The organism is Longirhabdus pacifica (assembly GCF_004115085.1).
In the GTDB taxonomy this organism is placed as follows: domain Bacteria; phylum Bacillota; class Bacilli; order Paenibacillales; family DSM-105158; genus Longirhabdus; species Longirhabdus pacifica.
Genome location: NZ_QXJP01000001.1, coordinates 180,045 through 197,035 on the forward strand (window position 1 = coordinate 180,045; position 16,991 = coordinate 197,035).

The 16,991-nt window shown below is 34.0% G+C and carries 16 protein-coding genes; 10 read left to right on the forward strand and 6 right to left on the reverse strand.

The window, feature by feature from the left end; translation table 11 throughout:
• Positions 1 to 14 precede the first annotated feature (14 nt).
• Both D1Z92_RS00865 and D1Z92_RS00870 read left to right on the forward strand, forming a co-directional pair.
• A complete protein-coding gene (locus tag D1Z92_RS00865; protein WP_128893750.1) occupies positions 15 to 452 on the forward strand; it encodes a hypothetical protein in 438 nt (145 codons plus the stop codon).
• Between the two features lie 218 nt (positions 453 to 670).
• Positions 671 to 2,167 (forward strand): LCP family protein, encoded by a 1,497-nt coding sequence (locus D1Z92_RS00870; protein ID WP_128893751.1) that lies wholly within the window; start codon positions 671 to 673, stop codon positions 2,165 to 2,167.
• A 94-nt stretch (positions 2,168 to 2,261) separates the two neighbouring features.
• Here the strand turns inward: D1Z92_RS00870 and D1Z92_RS00875 are convergent, their stop codons facing one another.
• Together D1Z92_RS00875 and D1Z92_RS00880 are read right to left on the reverse strand one after the other, a co-directional pair.
• Complete coding sequence (locus tag D1Z92_RS00875; protein ID WP_128893871.1) at positions 2,262 to 2,894, reverse strand: type 1 glutamine amidotransferase family protein; 633 nt, start codon at positions 2,892 to 2,894, stop codon at positions 2,262 to 2,264.
• 102 nt (positions 2,895 to 2,996) lie between these two features.
• Positions 2,997 to 3,971, reverse strand: a complete 975-nt coding sequence (locus tag D1Z92_RS00880) for a helix-turn-helix transcriptional regulator (protein ID WP_128893752.1) — start codon at positions 3,969 to 3,971, stop codon at positions 2,997 to 2,999.
• Positions 3,972 to 4,277: 306 nt separating this feature from the next.
• On the opposite strand from D1Z92_RS00880, the gene D1Z92_RS00885 reads away from it, so the two are divergent.
• The 5 genes from D1Z92_RS00885 (at position 4,278) to D1Z92_RS00905 (ending at position 8,000) form a co-directional block, all read left to right on the forward strand.
• A complete protein-coding gene (locus D1Z92_RS00885; RefSeq protein ID WP_128893753.1) occupies positions 4,278 to 4,646 on the forward strand; it encodes a hypothetical protein in 369 nt (122 codons plus the stop codon).
• 49 nt (positions 4,647 to 4,695) lie between these two features.
• Positions 4,696 to 5,052, forward strand: a complete 357-nt coding sequence (locus tag D1Z92_RS00890) for a hypothetical protein (RefSeq protein WP_128893754.1) — start codon at positions 4,696 to 4,698, stop codon at positions 5,050 to 5,052.
• 550 nt (positions 5,053 to 5,602) lie between these two features.
• A complete protein-coding gene (locus D1Z92_RS00895; RefSeq protein ID WP_128893755.1) occupies positions 5,603 to 5,794 on the forward strand; it encodes a hypothetical protein in 192 nt (63 codons plus the stop codon).
• A 213-nt stretch (positions 5,795 to 6,007) separates the two neighbouring features.
• Positions 6,008 to 6,904: a ribokinase gene (gene rbsK / locus D1Z92_RS00900; RefSeq protein ID WP_128893756.1), complete on the forward strand. Its 897-nt coding sequence runs from the start codon at positions 6,008 to 6,010 to the stop codon at positions 6,902 to 6,904.
• A gap of 454 nt (positions 6,905 to 7,358) precedes the next feature.
• Positions 7,359 to 8,000 carry a hypothetical protein gene (locus tag D1Z92_RS00905; protein WP_128893757.1) on the forward strand — a complete coding sequence of 214 codons (642 nt, stop codon included), beginning with the start codon at positions 7,359 to 7,361 and terminating at the stop codon, positions 7,998 to 8,000.
• 115 nt (positions 8,001 to 8,115) lie between these two features.
• Here D1Z92_RS00905 and D1Z92_RS00910 read toward each other — a convergent pair whose 3' ends face one another.
• From D1Z92_RS00910 to D1Z92_RS00920, 3 genes are all read right to left on the reverse strand, one after another.
• Positions 8,116 to 8,523 carry a hypothetical protein gene (locus D1Z92_RS00910; RefSeq protein ID WP_128893758.1) on the reverse strand — a complete coding sequence of 136 codons (408 nt, stop codon included), beginning with the start codon at positions 8,521 to 8,523 and terminating at the stop codon, positions 8,116 to 8,118.
• Between the two features lie 300 nt (positions 8,524 to 8,823).
• Positions 8,824 to 10,089: a helix-turn-helix domain-containing protein gene (locus D1Z92_RS00915; protein WP_128893759.1), complete on the reverse strand. Its 1,266-nt coding sequence runs from the start codon at positions 10,087 to 10,089 to the stop codon at positions 8,824 to 8,826.
• A 372-nt stretch (positions 10,090 to 10,461) separates the two neighbouring features.
• Positions 10,462 to 12,234: an alpha-glycosidase gene (locus tag D1Z92_RS00920; protein ID WP_128893760.1), complete on the reverse strand. Its 1,773-nt coding sequence runs from the start codon at positions 12,232 to 12,234 to the stop codon at positions 10,462 to 10,464.
• A 297-nt stretch (positions 12,235 to 12,531) separates the two neighbouring features.
• Here D1Z92_RS00920 and D1Z92_RS00925 point away from each other — a divergent pair, with 297 nt between their 5' ends.
• A complete protein-coding gene (locus D1Z92_RS00925) occupies positions 12,532 to 13,542 on the forward strand; it encodes a LacI family DNA-binding transcriptional regulator (protein ID WP_128893761.1) in 1,011 nt (336 codons plus the stop codon).
• A 233-nt stretch (positions 13,543 to 13,775) separates the two neighbouring features.
• On the opposite strand, the gene D1Z92_RS00930 is transcribed toward D1Z92_RS00925, so the two are convergent.
• Positions 13,776 to 14,306 carry a hypothetical protein gene (locus D1Z92_RS00930; RefSeq protein ID WP_128893762.1) on the reverse strand — a complete coding sequence of 177 codons (531 nt, stop codon included), beginning with the start codon at positions 14,304 to 14,306 and terminating at the stop codon, positions 13,776 to 13,778.
• A gap of 281 nt (positions 14,307 to 14,587) precedes the next feature.
• Between D1Z92_RS00930 and D1Z92_RS00935 the strand changes: the two genes are divergently transcribed.
• Positions 14,588 to 15,103, forward strand: a complete 516-nt coding sequence (locus tag D1Z92_RS00935; RefSeq protein WP_128893763.1) for a hypothetical protein — start codon at positions 14,588 to 14,590, stop codon at positions 15,101 to 15,103.
• A gap of 126 nt (positions 15,104 to 15,229) precedes the next feature.
• Complete coding sequence (locus D1Z92_RS00940) at positions 15,230 to 15,805, forward strand: hypothetical protein (protein WP_128893764.1); 576 nt, start codon at positions 15,230 to 15,232, stop codon at positions 15,803 to 15,805.
• The last annotated feature ends 1,186 nt before the right edge of the window (positions 15,806 to 16,991 follow it).

Sequence of the window (16,991 nt, forward strand, 5' to 3'; positions counted from 1 at the left end):
AGGGGAGATGTAAGGTGCAGTCAGATCAAAATAAAGGGCAAGTCATGGACCAGACTATCGAGGAAGAGAAAGATGATACGTGGGAAGATAGGAAAGCACTGATTGAAAAGTATAAAGATGAAGATGAAGATGGAATATCATTGAATTTGAACTATGGTTTTACATCTTTTATGCTTAGTCTCATGTCGATTACGATTTTCGGTGCATATGTGGTAATCATCTATTTTCATTTTATGTTTGACCCTCCGGGTGAACTTAGGATATCTACAGAGAAACTTTTTTATATGTTTTTGACGATACAAATTCTCTTAGCTGCAAGTAGCTTCCTACTGGGGGCAGTCGGTTGTTGGCAACTAAAAAAGAAAAAAGAAAAGAGCGTTTTTACGATAATAGGTGTAGTGCTGGGTGGATGGGTGTTATGTATTAGTTTGATATTTATTTTGATTTTGTAGTTCAAACTTTTAAATTCCTTAAATTACAATAATATTGGTATAATGAGCAACTTTTAATTTTCATCCTCGTATAAATTTGAAAAGATGGATTTTAGGAGTGATTCATTATTCGTAGCAATCTAGAAAATAATAAACCACCAGTCACAAGAAAACGTAACAATAATAAAAAAATAAACGTCAAACGTATTGCCATCATCACAGGATGTCTTTTTGTGGTTATGGCTTCATTTTTTGTATATCAGGTGTTTTCCAAAATAGAAGAAACGACCGTAGAAAGAACGGATTCTAAAGGAGAAGTCACTCCTCCAAAAGTTGTACCGAAATTAAAAAATGATGAAGATTTTTATAGTCTCATTTTTGGCATGGATTATCGTCCTCACAGTGATGAACCATTATTAAACACAGACTCTATTATGGTAGCGCATGTTATACCGAAGGAAGAAACAATAAAACTGGTTTCCATACCACGAGATTTGTTGCTACTAAATGGATCAAATACGTATAGCAAAATCAATTCCTTCTTCGGAACAGGTTTTCACTATGCTGAGGATAAAGGATTAGAAGATGAGTCCTTTTTGAGTGGGAGAAAAGTAAATCTTGGCTCCAAGCAATACGATGAAATTTACATAAGCACGGGTATGGCATCTTTGCGTGAAAAAATTGAAGCATTATTAAACATTGAAATCCATCATACGGTGATGGTTAATTTTCAAACCGTAGTGGATGTAGTCGATGCTGTCGGCGGTATAGAGATCGATGTGCAACGGTCATTAATATATAATTTACCAGCAGATAGAACGCACATTAATATTGAAGCAGGACTGCAAACATTAGATGGCAAAAATGCTCTAGACTATGCGCGCCATCGTAAAGATGACAGAGGTTCACAATACGGATCTTCTGATTTTGAACGAGGATTAAGACAGCAAGAAGTGGTTAGTGCACTAGCAGAAGAGTTATTTTCTTGGGGTAGCGCCACAAAAGTGATCGATTTACTAGATATTATGAGTGAAAATATAAAGACAGATATGAGTGTGAACGATATGTATGACTTCATTAAGACACATTATAATACGTTCAACAGCGATTCTATTATTTCCATACCATTTCCAGTGCACTATGAGTATGTTCTTGGAAGTTATCATCCTGAAAACTATGACTACACAGATGTCGTTATTTCTGATGATGAATTAGCAGCGCTACGCATGATGTTCCAAGCGGTAGAGCCGGACTACGAAATAGATGAATCAACATCCATTCCTGCAATAACAGACAATCCGAGCGTACGACGGGAAGCATATTTACATTTATCTTCTATACCAGTAAAATCGGAACCAGAGCAACAAGAAGAAGTTGTAAGTGAAGAAAATAACGATGCTGAGCAACAACAAACTGAAAAGGAAAATGAAGAAGAGCATGCAGATGAGACAAATGATGCTGAAGATACAGAAGGAAATGTGAACGAAGAAGCAGAAGGTGGAGAGGAAATAACAGCACAAGAAGAAGCTACCACAACGGATGGAAATGCAGAGACTGATCCACAGGAAAGTAATGATAAACAGGAAGATGCTGAACAAATGGAAAATGATGATCAGCAGGAAACTGTTGACCAGCAAGAAAATGAAACACAAACAGAGAATGCAACTGGCGACAGTAATGATGCAGATGGGTATATAATGGATAACCCTAGTGACGATGCAAGTGAGGAAAATTAGCTGAAATATGGAGATGATGAATCATACCATCCATAGCACCAAAAACCAAAAGAACATTACCTGTCATAGGAATGTTCTTTTGGTTTCAACGCGATTAACGCTGCACAGCATCCATAAGCTCAAAGAAGTATGTGGTTTTTTGCGTTTTATTTAGGTTGTACCATGCATTCAGCACATCGGATTCAAATACATCCAATATGTTTAACACTTCATAAGCAAATTCTAGCGGGGCTATCCCAGACGCGGTTATTAAGTTTTTATGAGCAACAGCAGGCTTGTTTTCATAAAGGGCTTCCCCTTTATAATGAGGGCAAACCATTTTTAAATATGCTGCATCATTACTAGTATGCTTTCTACTGTCTAACATTCCGACATTGGCAAGACCTTCTGTTGCCCCGCAAATTGCAGCCACAATAGCACCTTTTTCTAAAGCTTTGTTCATGTTTTGTAGGAGGGGCATATGCATAGCTTCTCTCCAAGTATCTCCTCCAGGCAAGATGATCAGATCGTTTTCCTCCAGCGTAACTTCATCGATGGTGACATCTGGTTTCATTTTCAATCCTCCCATCGTCGTTATCGTTTCCGTGCTCACTCCTACTGTCGTAACGGACATAGGGGATAATTCTTTCTTGAAATATCTCCCTGAATGTAATTCAGCAATTAAATACCCGTATTCCCAATCTGACATCGTATTACATACATAAAGATAAGCTCTATTGGTTTGCATTTTTATATCGCTCCTGACTTCCTGTGTCATCGTTGAATGTGTTGCATGTTGCATCAAAGTCATTATAGTATGCTCTCCCTGACAGCTAGCGTCAGTAAAGTTTTATGTTTGGTAAAATTGTATCAACTCAGATAGCACTTCAACCATCCTTGTTTTAAAACTTGTTGGTTCTATCACTTGAATAGATGTACCGAAAGGTAACATGAAGTAAGGTACATGAGTATGAAGCATATTTTTTTCAAACAGAAAGGCAGCATTATTTTCAGTATGTTCATGTACATAGTGCCCTAAAAACCAATGTTGGCATATTTCATCGACTGTACTTTTATTGCCTTGAATACGGAATGAAACGATCTCTTTTTTATTTTCAATCGTAGGAAGAAGATTTTTGAAAAAGAAGTCACGAGCTGAAAAATGTTTGGGTGCAGTAAAGTGTTGCTGACTCCATTCTACATGTTCAATACGTTGGACGCGAAAACTGCGTATGTCATTTCTAAGATGGCAAAATCCAATCACATACCAATTTTCATTCCAATACATCATTTTGTAAGGATCAAGTAGTCTAGATGTCGACTGTTCTTCATTGTTTTTACGATAGTTGATACGTATGGTGATTCCTTCTGTTATGGCAATGGCTATTGTATGTAGATAAGTTTCCATAGATGGTTGCATTGAAAATGAATGTTGACCACTGATGACTTCTAGATGGTTTATGTGCTTCTCTACTTGTGCTGCTTGTTTTTGGTTCGTATGGTGATGTAGTTTTGTTATGGCTTTGTCTAGTGACTCCCCTCCGTAGTATCCAGCTTTTTTAGCAAAAACAACGGCATGTATGAGAGAAGTCTGCTCCTCATGATCAAAAAACAGCGGGGCTTCCATGAAATGTTTTAACAAGGTGTATCCACCGTGATGTCCAGTATCTGAAACGATAGGCACACCACTCGCTGAAAGTTTATCCATGTAACGATACACGGTTCTAATATTGATTTCTAATTCCTCAGCAATCTGTTTTGCCGTTATTTTGTGATCAGAATGAAGCATCCATAGTATGGATAGTAAATTATCCATTTTAGACATGTATATCCACCTCGTTATGTATGTATGCTTGCATGAAAAAAAACTACAATAGTAACCAGCTCATAGCTGTCAACCTGTAGTTCCGTTCACATTGCTTTTATGTTTTTCTATTTTATTCATACTTCATCATGCGATCTAAATTTTATTATACCATTTTTTATATGGAAGTATGCTAATGAACATAAGCGAATATAAAAATTAAACGAATTGAAGAAAACTAAAGATCGTAGTATAAATCATTTACAAACGTTTAATTTGTTACAGCAAAAAAATTAGAATTACATATGTTATGAGGAGGAAAAGAAATTGAAACAAAAATATATTATTGTTCCTAAAATGTTTGTATGTCTTGAATGTGATATGGATAATGAAGCAAATGAATTCGTAGGAATGATAGAGGCGACTGACGAAAAAGAAGCGCTTGGAATATTTGTAAAAGCACATGCTCAACATCATGATTTTTTTGAAGTTCATGCTTACCGACATCCACATAATGAAGAACATATTATAAAATTTTTTGGTGATCACACTAAGTTTGCAGAACAATATTTAAATTGTCAAAACTTTCGAGAGGTCATAGAATATTCAGACGAACTGTTTGATTATATCTATGAAAAAGATAAGGATAACCTTCCATACAGCGTTATAAATGCGAAAAAAATAAATCTCTTGTAGCACTGAACACCTGGATCAGTACATTACATATCAATATGGGGAGAAGAAATTGAAGCAAAAATATATTGTTGTTCCTAAAGAACTTGAGAACTCGTTTGATTTATCACGTGGTGTAGAAGAATACGTATTTATTGTAGAGGCAGTTAATGAAAAAGAAGCTTTGCGAAAATTTGTAAGAGAAAGAGGTCATGTAATAGGTTTTTTTGAAGCTCATGCTCGTGAATTAATACAAGAAAAGGAAAAAGATAGATTTCGGTATATTAAACATAAAGAATATGCGGAACAGTATATAAATTACTTTATGAAACAAGAGAACATAGAATATTCAGATGAACTGTTTGATTCCGTCTATGAAGATTGTGATATATATTACGTTATAAACATGACAGAAATTTATTATGGTTAATTAGTATGTCAAAGAGTCAGGAAATGAAAATGTCGTCGACCTCCAGTAGTGTAAAAATCCCTGGGGATCGACGACAAAATGAAAATAAGAGTAAATACGTGAAAATAGGAGAAAGAGAGAGTAAGGAATGCATATTTTGATTGTTTGTTTTTTTAGAAAATGAAGAAGGAGTTTTTTTGTTATTGTAGAAGTATTATAAGCAAGTGCATTTTTGGGGTTTATATCGTACCTATGAGGAATTGAAACCCATGCTTTGCAGCAAAATAGAAACACGAGGAAAAGAGTTTATATCGTACCTATGAGGAATTGAAACGTTCAACTACGATGTGAATTCCTAAAAAATAAAATACAGTTTATATCGTACCTATGAGGAATTGAAACCCGCCCGTCTTCTTGCTTTAATAAAGTAAATAATAGTTTATATCGTACCTATGAGGAATTGAAACTATACTCAGTGTTTCCTATTTCATAATGAGCGTTAGACGAGTTTATATCGTACCTATGAGGAATGACAAAGGTTGGTGAGTAAGTGAAAGTGGAGGAAAAAGACGTGAGCACAGAAATACAACAATTGAAGGACAGAATACAGAAATTAGAAGATGATATGGAAATGTTACAACAAGTAACCCAAACCCCTAAGCGAAATAGTTTTATAGTAGGTTTTACATCGGGTTTTTTATGGGTAGCTGGTGTATTCGCTGTATTTATTATTTTCGGTATGCTGTATAACTGGCTTGGTTAATGCTACATTCCCGAATGACCGCCTATTCCGTTATTGCTTTCGTTTGCTTAAAATAACGTGTTAAATAGACGAAGGTTATTCGAAATTAAAGCAACAAAACAAAATGAATGAACACAACAACTAGAAGAATAAAGTGCAATCTATATCCATGGCGAGTAATGTTTACCGTAACACTGTTACAAAGATACTCAACGAAGTAAAGGAGTCGGCAACATGAACAATATCGTCGTTGTAGGTAGTGCTTCCATTGATTTAGTGACGGTATCTAGCAAGCGCCCTAAAGCAGGGGAAACGGTCATTGGTGAAGCATTTCATACCGTACCTGGAGGAAAAGGAGCGAATCAAGCTGTAGCAGCTGCACGCCTCGGCGCAAATGTTGCCATGGTTGGGGCTGTTGGAACAGACACCTATGGTAACATGATTCTCGAAAATTTTAAAAACGAAAAGATTTTGTCCAAGCATATGAAAAAGGTTACAGATGTTACGACAGGAACGGCTCATATCGTACTAGCGGAAAAAGATAATAGCATTGTTGTCATTCCAGGTGCCAATGCGCTAGTAGACAAAGAACTAGTGGAACAGACAGAAGAGCTAATAAAGGGAGCGTCAATAGTTCTGTTGCAGCTTGAAGTACCAATCGAAACAGTTCAGATCGCTATTGATCTGTGTCATGAGCATGCTATCCCGGTTATGTTAAATCCAGCACCAGCACAAAAAATATCGCCTGCTATGCTAGAAAAAGTATCGTATATTACACCAAACGAACATGAAGTTCGTATTATCTTAAATGACTTTGATTCACCGATAGAGTCGCTTTTGCGGCAATATCCAAACAAGCTCATTGTAACAGAAGGAGAAAAAGGCGTTCGTTATTTTGACGGAGAAAACATCATTCACGTGCCTTCCCTGTCTGTAGAGGTAGTGGATACAACGGGAGCGGGAGACACGTTTAATGGTGCTTTAGCCGTCGCTTTGTCTGAAGGACAGCAACTAAAACAAGCAATACAATTTGCCAACGCGGCAGCAGGACTTTCGGTTACAAAACTAGGGGCACAGGGTGGCATGCCAAATCTACAGCAAGTACATGCAGCAAAAGAGCAACTATCATGAAACAACAGGCATGATCAAATAGTGAGATGGTTAGTTAGCTTGCAAAACTTCGTGATACATATAGCATCGTCTTGAAAAACGAATCCGTACATTACAACTTCAAATCGTCGGTTTACATCATACAGTGATTCAATGATTCAATATGTACTTCATGAATCTTAATGGTATATATCTTCATTTAGTCATAGCAAATACCCCCTACAAAAAAAGATTGTAGGGGTATTTCTTGCTACTGCAATGTATTGTTTATTTATATAGCATTCATACTATTGTTCATCATAATTTGATTCCTATTATTTTAAATCTTTCATCTTTCCTAGTAATCCATTTTTTTATTAGAGTTGAACATTTAGTTTCATTGTTTAGGAAGTTCGTACAATCAGTTAAAACTTAATTGCATACAAATGTATAGTAAGGTTACAGCGCTGAAAGTAAAAGGAGTGAAATGAATTTTATGAGTGATTTGTTAGTGAGTAATACATTAACAGTAGTTGCTTTTAAGCAGAGTGCAGATAAAATAAATCTATTTCCAGATGAAGAAGTAGAAATTGTTCTTGGCCCTAATAACACAAAAACAATATATACAGGTGATAACGGCATTGCCCAATCTGGAGACTTAAATTTAAAGCAAACTACATCACCAAATGTAGATATTAATCCTCCAGTAGAGAAGGGGACTTCTTTTTTCCAAAATATTATTAATAAAGTTACATTGGTGGTAAATGGTAACACAACTATCATTTCTGTTGTACAGGATGCATCTGAATTAGATGATGGAACAGGTAAATATGAATTTACTGTCTATGGCATTGGCAATCCTTCGAAAGTGATGACTCCCGATGATTTAATAGCTTATCGAAGTCCTTTGCAGGGAGCTGTGATCGATTTGTTGCTTGGCACTTCTGCATTTGCTGTTAGAGTAGTTACTGATAGTAGTGGAAAAGCAGTAATGATGCTGCCACCAAATAAAACGGTTGTAGGTACAGTAAGAACTAGTCATTCTGGATATTTTCAATCTAATATAAAGCCTATCCTATCTTCCCCTCTTGCAGGTGGAAAAATAGATGTATATTTAACAAAAAATATTTGGTTCTAATTGATTTCAATATAAAATCATGTATGTAGTTAAAATAACAAATACACCGTGTGGTCATCATCCTAAACGTTAGATGTATACGTTAACTTATGAGATGGACTTATACGGTGTTTTTTTATGCATAGTGATTAGATTTTAGTGGTAGTAATATTAGAAAAGATAAGATCAAAATGAACGTATGAAATAATATAATAGGGAAGTATTTCAAGCCTACAGTAAGCCAACCTAACAGTGGAAGCAATTGCATAAATAGAATGACAACGACTAGCAGCAATGAGAAAAATAAATAAAAGTTTTTATTTATCGCTCTTTTTGTAGTATACACATTGTATGCAACAGTAAAGAGGCTAATACATAACATGATCCAGCCCCACAAATGAATGATTGGAAGCACTCCATCAACTTCTGATCCAAAAAACGCAAAGGAATAAAAGTAATCTTTCATAAATGGAAAATATAAAATACTAGAAATAATGGATAAAACGCATAAGATATTGACCATTTTCATTTTATATTTAATCATTTTTACCCAATCCAATCCTTTTTTTATTTTATTGATACTATTTTACGGCAAATGTGTTTAGGATAGAGAAATGGTTAGAAGTTGCTGTTGTAATTCACTTTCTTTTAGAAGTGAGCAATAAAAATAAGAGAGAACTTAAAAACGTAAGGGTTGGCTGTTAACCAATCCTTACGTTTTTTTATCTGTTATCCACTGCAGGTAAACTTAACTGTGTGATGACCTCAGTTATGGTGTCCATACCTGTGAATAAAACTAAAGATAATAACATTATAGCAAATAATTTTTTCATCATAATCCTCCTTATTTTTCTTTGCTGATTTGAGCTGCATCTTTTATGATTTTAAATTGATTAATGTCTAGTTCTTTTTCTATGCTAGAAGAAATAATATGACGATAAGTAGTTGCTAGTTCTTCATATGCTTGTATATATGCGTATGCTTTTAAGCTTTTGCTGTAGGAATGCATCGCTTTCTCATGATAATCTTGATGCAGTTGCCAATCTCCTTTGTAGGTGTAGTACAATCCAAGTGCATGATACTCTTCTGGTATGCGTGGTTCAGTGAAAATAAATTGTTCTTCATTTGCATATATCTTATGAATTTCATTTGTTTCATCTAATGCTGCGTAAATATCTAAAAGTTCGTTCATAATGTACATTTTTTGTCTTTGAGGACACTCTTCTAAGCATTTTTTAAGCATCGGAACGGCAACATCGTACTCTTTTTGTTTCGTTTTTATACATGCAAATACGATATTAACAAACTCTTTTACAAAATCATACTTGTACTCTTTTAATATATGCAAGTGTTTTTCTACTTTATCATATTTCTCAAGATTAAAGTATGAATTTATCATGGCCGCATAGGCTCTTGCTTCCATTTCTGTAGGTTTTTCAAAAATATTTAATCCACACTTGGCAAGTTCTATACTTTCTTCGTATTCTTTGATGACATATGCTTGAATAGACATATTGAAATAATATTCTCGCTGTTCTTCCTTTGTCAAAAAGTTCATATAGTGAATGATTTCTTTTCCTTCTGCATACGTTTGTTTATCCTTTTGTATATCAAGACGTTTAATAAAATACGCTTGCAACAAACCTTTAGCAATGTAAGGTGGTACACCTCTTAATCTAGCATATTCTGCGATAACTATGTATATTATTAGGCTTATCTCTTTATTTTCGAGCTTTTTAGCATATGAATACAATGCTGCTAGGGCATCTTCTGTTTCGTGTTTATCTGATTCAAGATACAATAAAGCTATTTTTTTTATGAGCCTAGCGTCATCCGTAATTTCAGTAGTTTTAACAAGTAGTTCATGTAGAACATCCGGACGATCTTCTACTTCTACATACTTATTAATAATGCTTTCATGAGGGATGGATAGGGCATCGGCTATTCTAAATATGGTTCTGAATTCCGGTCGTTTTGTATCGCCTTTTTCAATCTTACTAATAACCCCTTTGTTAATTCCTAACTCTTCCTGTAATTGGCCCATTGTTATTTCTTGTTGCTCTCTATGTTTTTTGATCAATTCCCCCAGTGTGTGTATTGTCTCAATCATTTTGCATCTCTCCAATTTTTAAGATACATATTTACTACTAATATAGCATCAATATAATGTCGAAGTAACGTTTTTTTTGTCAGCAACTTGAAAATATTTTAATATTCAATATTTTTATGTATTTTTTAAATAAAATGATAACTTTTGTTATATTTTTTTAATCTCACTGTCGCTGACTTTTAGTAGTATCATAATTCAGGTGGGATATCTGCAACAAAATGAAAAGAGAGTTAAACTATGTTATAAGGAGATAAAAAGAGGAAAAAAGAAAAAAGGAAATGATAAAACTATCATTTCCTATACTAATTTGTGACTTTCACCAAGCATAAACAGTATGTTGCGAATGCTCTATGCATATCTGAGGTGCTTATCTTATTTTTTTAAAACGATGTATCCAAATGTATCTATCTCAAACTCAAAATGCTCTCCATTCAACTTATACACGTTACCAGATTGTACATCCTCTAATACAGGAGCATTTTTGATTGCAGGTGCTTCCAATACATGGCGATGAGGAGAATTATTGATAATGATCGCGATGGTTTCGCTCTCGTCTTCTCGAATGTAACCAAAAGTGTTTTTCGCTTCATCTACAAACCATACTTTAAATGTTCCTTTTTGCAATGCAATATGATTTTTTCTAAGTTTGATTATATCTTTATAAAATTGAAGCAAATCAAGATCTTGTTCCTTCTCATCCCAAATCATCGGACGACGATTATCTGGGTCACTTCCTCCTGTCATGCCTACTTCATTACCATAGTACATCATTGGCATACCAATATACGTCATTTGAAATAATGCTGCTAACTTCAGCTTATGAATGGAGGTGTTTTCTTCTGGAGAATCATAGCTGTTATCGATAATCGTTGTATAAAAACGTTCTGTATCATGGGAGTCTATCAACTGGAACATAGATCGATTAGCTTCATCAGGATACAGCATTTGTACGTAAGACAATCGTTCACAGAAAGATTTTGCCCCTACTTTTTGCTCTGCAAAGAATTCGAGCATTACTCTTCTAAATAAGTAGTTTTGCACACCGTCAAATTGGTCACCGCGCAGCCATGCTGCTGCATTGTGCATGATTTCTCCAATGACTGCAATCTCTGGATTTATTTTTTTCATTTCACTGCGGAAGAGCTTCCAGAAGTCACGATCCACTTCATTCGAAACGTCTAGTCTCCAACCATCTATGCCCAGCTCTTCAATATAATATTTTCCAATGCTGATGATATAATCGATAACTTCTGGATTTGAAGTATTAAACTTCGGCATGCTAGGTACAAAAGCAAAGGTTTCATAAGAAGCAGTAGGTTCTTTTTGAATAGGAAATTCTTTGATATGAAACCAGTCTTTATATTTGGATTTTTCCCCATTCTCTACTACATCTTTAAAGGCAAAAAAATCGTCTCCAGCATGATTAAATACCGCATCCAGAATAACGCGCATCCCTTTTTCATGAGCTAAATCAATGAGTCTTTTTAACGTATCTTTATCTCCAAAGTGTGGGTCTACTTGAAAATAGTCTTCCGTGTTGTATTTATGATTCGTGTCCGCTTGGAAAATAGGCGTTAAGTAAATCGTGTTGATACCCAGCTCGTCCAAGTAATCTAACTTTTGAATAATACCTTCCAAATCTCCTCCATAGAAAGATTGTGGAGTAGGTTTAAGCTTATGATCCCAAGGCATTACATCTTTGGGATCGTTGGAAGCATCCCCATTGCAAAATCTTTCCGGGAAGATTTGATATATAATAGCCTTATCGTACCAACTTGGTATTTGAAACGTATCTTTTTCTAACATATATGGGTAATGAAATGATCCGTCTAAATCTCTATTATCTCTTGGTCCGAACTCGTCATACCAAATTTCGTTGCCTTCGTTATCCAAAAGTAAAAACATGTAGCGAACTCGTTTCATTTCTGCTTCGATGACACCCTCGTAAAAATCAAAAAGAGGAGTAGTCGCGACCTTCTCTATTTCCATTGGCTTTTCAGTTCCTGGAGTAACATAGCGGTCACTGTGAAAAACATAGCATTTCTTCACCGCGTTTTTCTTTACACGAATTCTTACTTTTAATTGTGTCGTGCTTATCGGATAAGCATAAGGGATATCGTTTGTGTGATAGATGGTTTCTAACATGTGAATACAACTCCTCTTTTTTATGTATGTCTACTATTTGCAACCATAATGAATTTGCTTGTTGGAAAGCTTCACTAGTGTCTTTAATAGATTGGCTTTCATTTTCCTATGCAATATGACGGATGAAAACGTTACCATCTTTAGAATGAACTTATCATTTACTTTGAAGTGAAGTATAATTAAAAACATCATATAAACTAAGGAAACCGGTTTCTTAAATTTAAAGTATCATACTATATACTAGTTAGCAACTTGTTTTTTTTATTTATATCTTATTTTTAGCAAAGGGGGATCTCTATGAAAGTTACCATCAATGATATTGCAAAAGCAGCGAATGTCTCCAAATCTACCGTTTCAAAAGTGATAAATAATTCCCCCACGATTTCGGATACTACGAAAAGGAAAGTAAGACAGGTCATGAGTGAGCATAACTATATCCCTAGTTCGATTGCTACCCAGTTAGCGAAACAGAGTAGCCTGAGCATTGGATTAATTATAGATATGTCGCGAAGGGAACATTTTTTAAATCAATTTTTTTATAGTATTATCGGGGGAATTGAGAGTGTTGTTGCTAATTTTAATTATGATCTGACCATAGTCAACATTCATTCACAACGAGACAATTTTTTAGATCGTTTTGTATTAAGCAAAAAGGTAGAAGGAATTATTCTAGATAATACGTTGTTAGATACAACCATGGCAAACCAACTGTTGGAACATAGCTTTCCTTTTACCGTCATTGGGAAAATGGATGGGAATTCCGATGTGCATTGGGTGGATATCGATAATGAATTAGGAGGGGAAATGATAACAAAGCATCTTATAGAAGCGGGATATCAGCGCATTGCTTTTATAGGGGGCTTTAATGAAGATACGATTTTTTCTCAACGTTTCACAGGTTATCGCGATATGTTGCAGCAGTATGATATACCTTTTGTAGATAACTATGTGAAGAATGGGAGTGGGACGACAGAGTTTGGTTATGAATCTGCAAAGGAATTATTGTCAGAGGAAGTGAAACCTGATGCGTTCATTTGTGCCAGTAACTATATAGCGCATGGTGTGCTTGAAGCAGTGAAGGAAGCTAATTTTGCTATTCCAGAACAAATTGGGGTTGCTACATTCGATAATTACCCACTTGCTCCCTATATGAACCCACCTTTAACTTGTTTGGATAACGATACTTTCTTTCTGGGAGAAGCAGCGGGGAACCTATTAATGAATCAAATAAAAAAACATACCGATCAGAATTACCAACATTTCATAGAACCTAAACTAATTGTGAGGGAATCTACGCGAAAAGTGTAAAACGTTGGTAATATTACAAGGGGAAAAGGAAATGATACCTGTTATCATTTCCTTCCATCTAATTTTTTCATGCAATCCCTCCGTTTAATTCCATTTTAATCCGGTAAATTGAAAAATCTTCACCTTCATCAACAGAAGTGTCTATCACTTCATACTGAATTACTTCGTTTGTATTTTTATTATCATTTAGCATTTCTTCTTGTTCAGTAGCTTGTGCTGCTACAGGATTGTTTTTAATCTACGTTAACGATCTTCCAATTCCACTGATCCTCTTCTAATAAATGATGCAAGTAAAAATAACCACCTGTTCGATCCAAAGAATCAGATTGTTTTTGAAAAATCGCTACTACTATTATTGAGTGGTATTCTACTTCTTTATACTCTACAAAATCTCCGACTTTCAATAAAATATATTGTGTTTCATTCTGAACAAATTCTTCTTTAGTAAACCCCGAAAAAAGAGCAAAGTTATAATCAGATTTGTAATCATCAGCAAAAGTACTTTCCATTAATTCAACATTTTTTGTATTTATGGCTTCTACATAAGTTTTAAACATCTCAATGATTTCATTGGGTATTCTTTGATCAATGATTATTTCATGTTCATTTTTTGGTGTGATGACATCTTCTAAATGAGATATTTTCGTTTCATATTGTTCTATCTGACTTTGCAACTCTTTGTTTTGTGTCGATGATATGTTAAACTCGCTCTGCAATTGTTCAATTTCTTCCTTCAATTCTTGGTTTTCATTTTCTAGAAGCATGACTTGGTTATTACAACTCGATAGTATGATGATGGTTAAAAATAATAGAATTAATTTTAATTTTTTTATGTTTTTTCCTCCTATTTACGTTTTTAGTCTAATACAAATATAGGAAACAAACAATCATAATCATTATAATGAGGAGCTTTCATCTTTTCACATCATTTTGAAAAGAATAATCTTTTTGAAATTTTGAACAAGGAGTTTTTTTGCGGATATAGAAGTCATTTTATCAAGCTTGTTTTTGGGTATTCCATTAATGCTTAAGTGAGGTGTAAGTTTTGAAGCATTTTATATGCAAAGTGCCTATTAGTCTGATGTTCATTTTTTTTATGTTGTTATTGTATGGTTGCAATAGTGACGAGGACAACACATTATCCACAATACAATATATCTACCCTAGTTCGACTGTTGATCTGCAAAGTGCAGCTTTTTTGATAGAGGAAACATCATTTGATTTTGACCAAGATGAAAAATTAGAAAAAATAAAGTTATTTGTGACACCAGCCCCAAAGCAGTTAGCAGACGGCAGTTATGCGTATGATGATTCACATACATGGCAGCTACTCGTCGAACATGAAAATGAACAGTATGTGCTATATGATGCTAACCCTCACTTTGCAAAAATTAAGTTTTGGTTATATAAGGATGATGCTAGTTTAGCGTTATTCTTAGATGGTAATACGCAACAACTGATTCAATTCACTTACGATAATCAGAAAAAGGCATATAAAGTACAAATGCTCTTCAATAGTGATATAGCAGATTATCGATTTCGTTCAAGCAGGTTGTATTGATGTATGACAGAGGAACCTGATATCATTGCATTAAATTTCCATTTAATATAATATTATTATGTAAATTTTAAATAGAGAAATAAAAATTGAAATCTGATTAAATAAAATAAAAGGCAAGGTGGATGTATGCTTACAAAAAATAGAGTTTTTATATTGGTTTTAATAGCAATTTCTTTACTAATAGCAACGATGCTGGTAACTACGAATATTTTTAGTGAAAATAAAAATGAAAACGACAACTATGACATTGCAGTTCATTACATTTCTAATGAATTTGAAATGAAACATTATACAGAAGTACTCCAAACTGATGATTATCATGTTGGTGTTCCTGATTCATTTAATGGAATAGAGAGCAATAAAGATATCAATATTTATAACAGCAGCAAAAATTTCATATATAAAAATTCAGAAAAATCAATGATTATAACGTTAGCAATTAGTAAGAATAATGATAATCAATCAGAATGGATATCTGCTAGTGGTTATAACCCTAAATTACACAATTTCAAAGGTGGAGCATGGGGTTATGAAGATAATTTGCCTGAAACTGCAATTTTTACATATGTAGTTGGAAGTGAGGGATACACATTAACCATTTCTGGGCTTTCTAAAAATGATACAGACGGAAGTATAACTTTAAATGAACTCGCATTGTTTACTCAAGAGTTGACTAATAAATTAAAAGAAAATAACGGATAGGTTTATGGATGAGTTAAAATCTGATTGTGGTTCAAAAAAACTCATTTGCTAGATTCATTTATAACGGCAAGTTCAGAATAACAGTTAAACAGGAGAGTGTAATGAGAATAGTCTTCCGGATTGTAAATTTAATTATAGTTAGTTGTTCCCTATTTGTGGTTATATCTCTTTGGCCCAATTACGACAATGAATATCCTATTTTCACAGACATAACTTTACCGTTATTTCTCCCTAGTTTTTTCATGCTTTTCTTTTCAACCCCATGTATTCTTTTAACTTTATATTTGAAAAAAGAGTTTGTAATAATCAAAGTTTTTTCTGTAATATTGATCTATTGTATAAGTGCAGTTTTTGCAGCGAGTATGTTAGAGTTTACTTTTTATGGAAATATACTTATATGTGTATTTTTTTCATTGTTTGCATGGTTACATTTTATTTATTACATAGCAATAAGCAAATCGTGGTTGAATTAGTGCCGTATCTGTTAAAATTCAGGGGAGATGGTCTTAATCTTCGTAATTTTAAGGGTATTTCATTATAAATGCTGCATTTTAATTAAAAATTAAAAATTAAGTCCTCTTCAATGTCGTCGACCTCCAGTAGTGTAAAAACCCCCGGGGATCGACGACAAAATGAAAATAAGAGTAAATATGTGATTATAAAAGAAAACGGGAGGAAAGTTTGAATAGATTAAGAAATCATTTTTTTGAAAAGTTGAAGAAGGAGTTTTTTTGTTCATGTAGAAATATTATTAGCATAAGCATTTTTGGGGTTTATATCGTACCTATGAGGAATTGAAACGCTTTTAACTTTGATGCTTCCCTTTTCAAGAAGCGGTTAAGTTTATATCGTACCTATGAGGAATTGAAACATAAGTCCGCGGTTGATATATCCTTGTAAATTCTTTTGTTTATATCGTACCTATGAGGAATTGAAACTTATGTATCTCATATATGTTCTCAACAAAACGATATGGTTTATATCGTACCTATGAGGAATTGAAACCTAAAATAATTTATGATTTAGAAGTGTGCTGAAAAATCTGCACAATTCTATTTTGATTATTTTAGTAGGTGATATTCTATGAAAATTATTTTCCACTTAGTAAATTTTATTATAATTAGTTGCTCTCTGTTTCTGGTTATATTTTTTTGGAGTGATTTTATTGACTATGAATACCCCATTT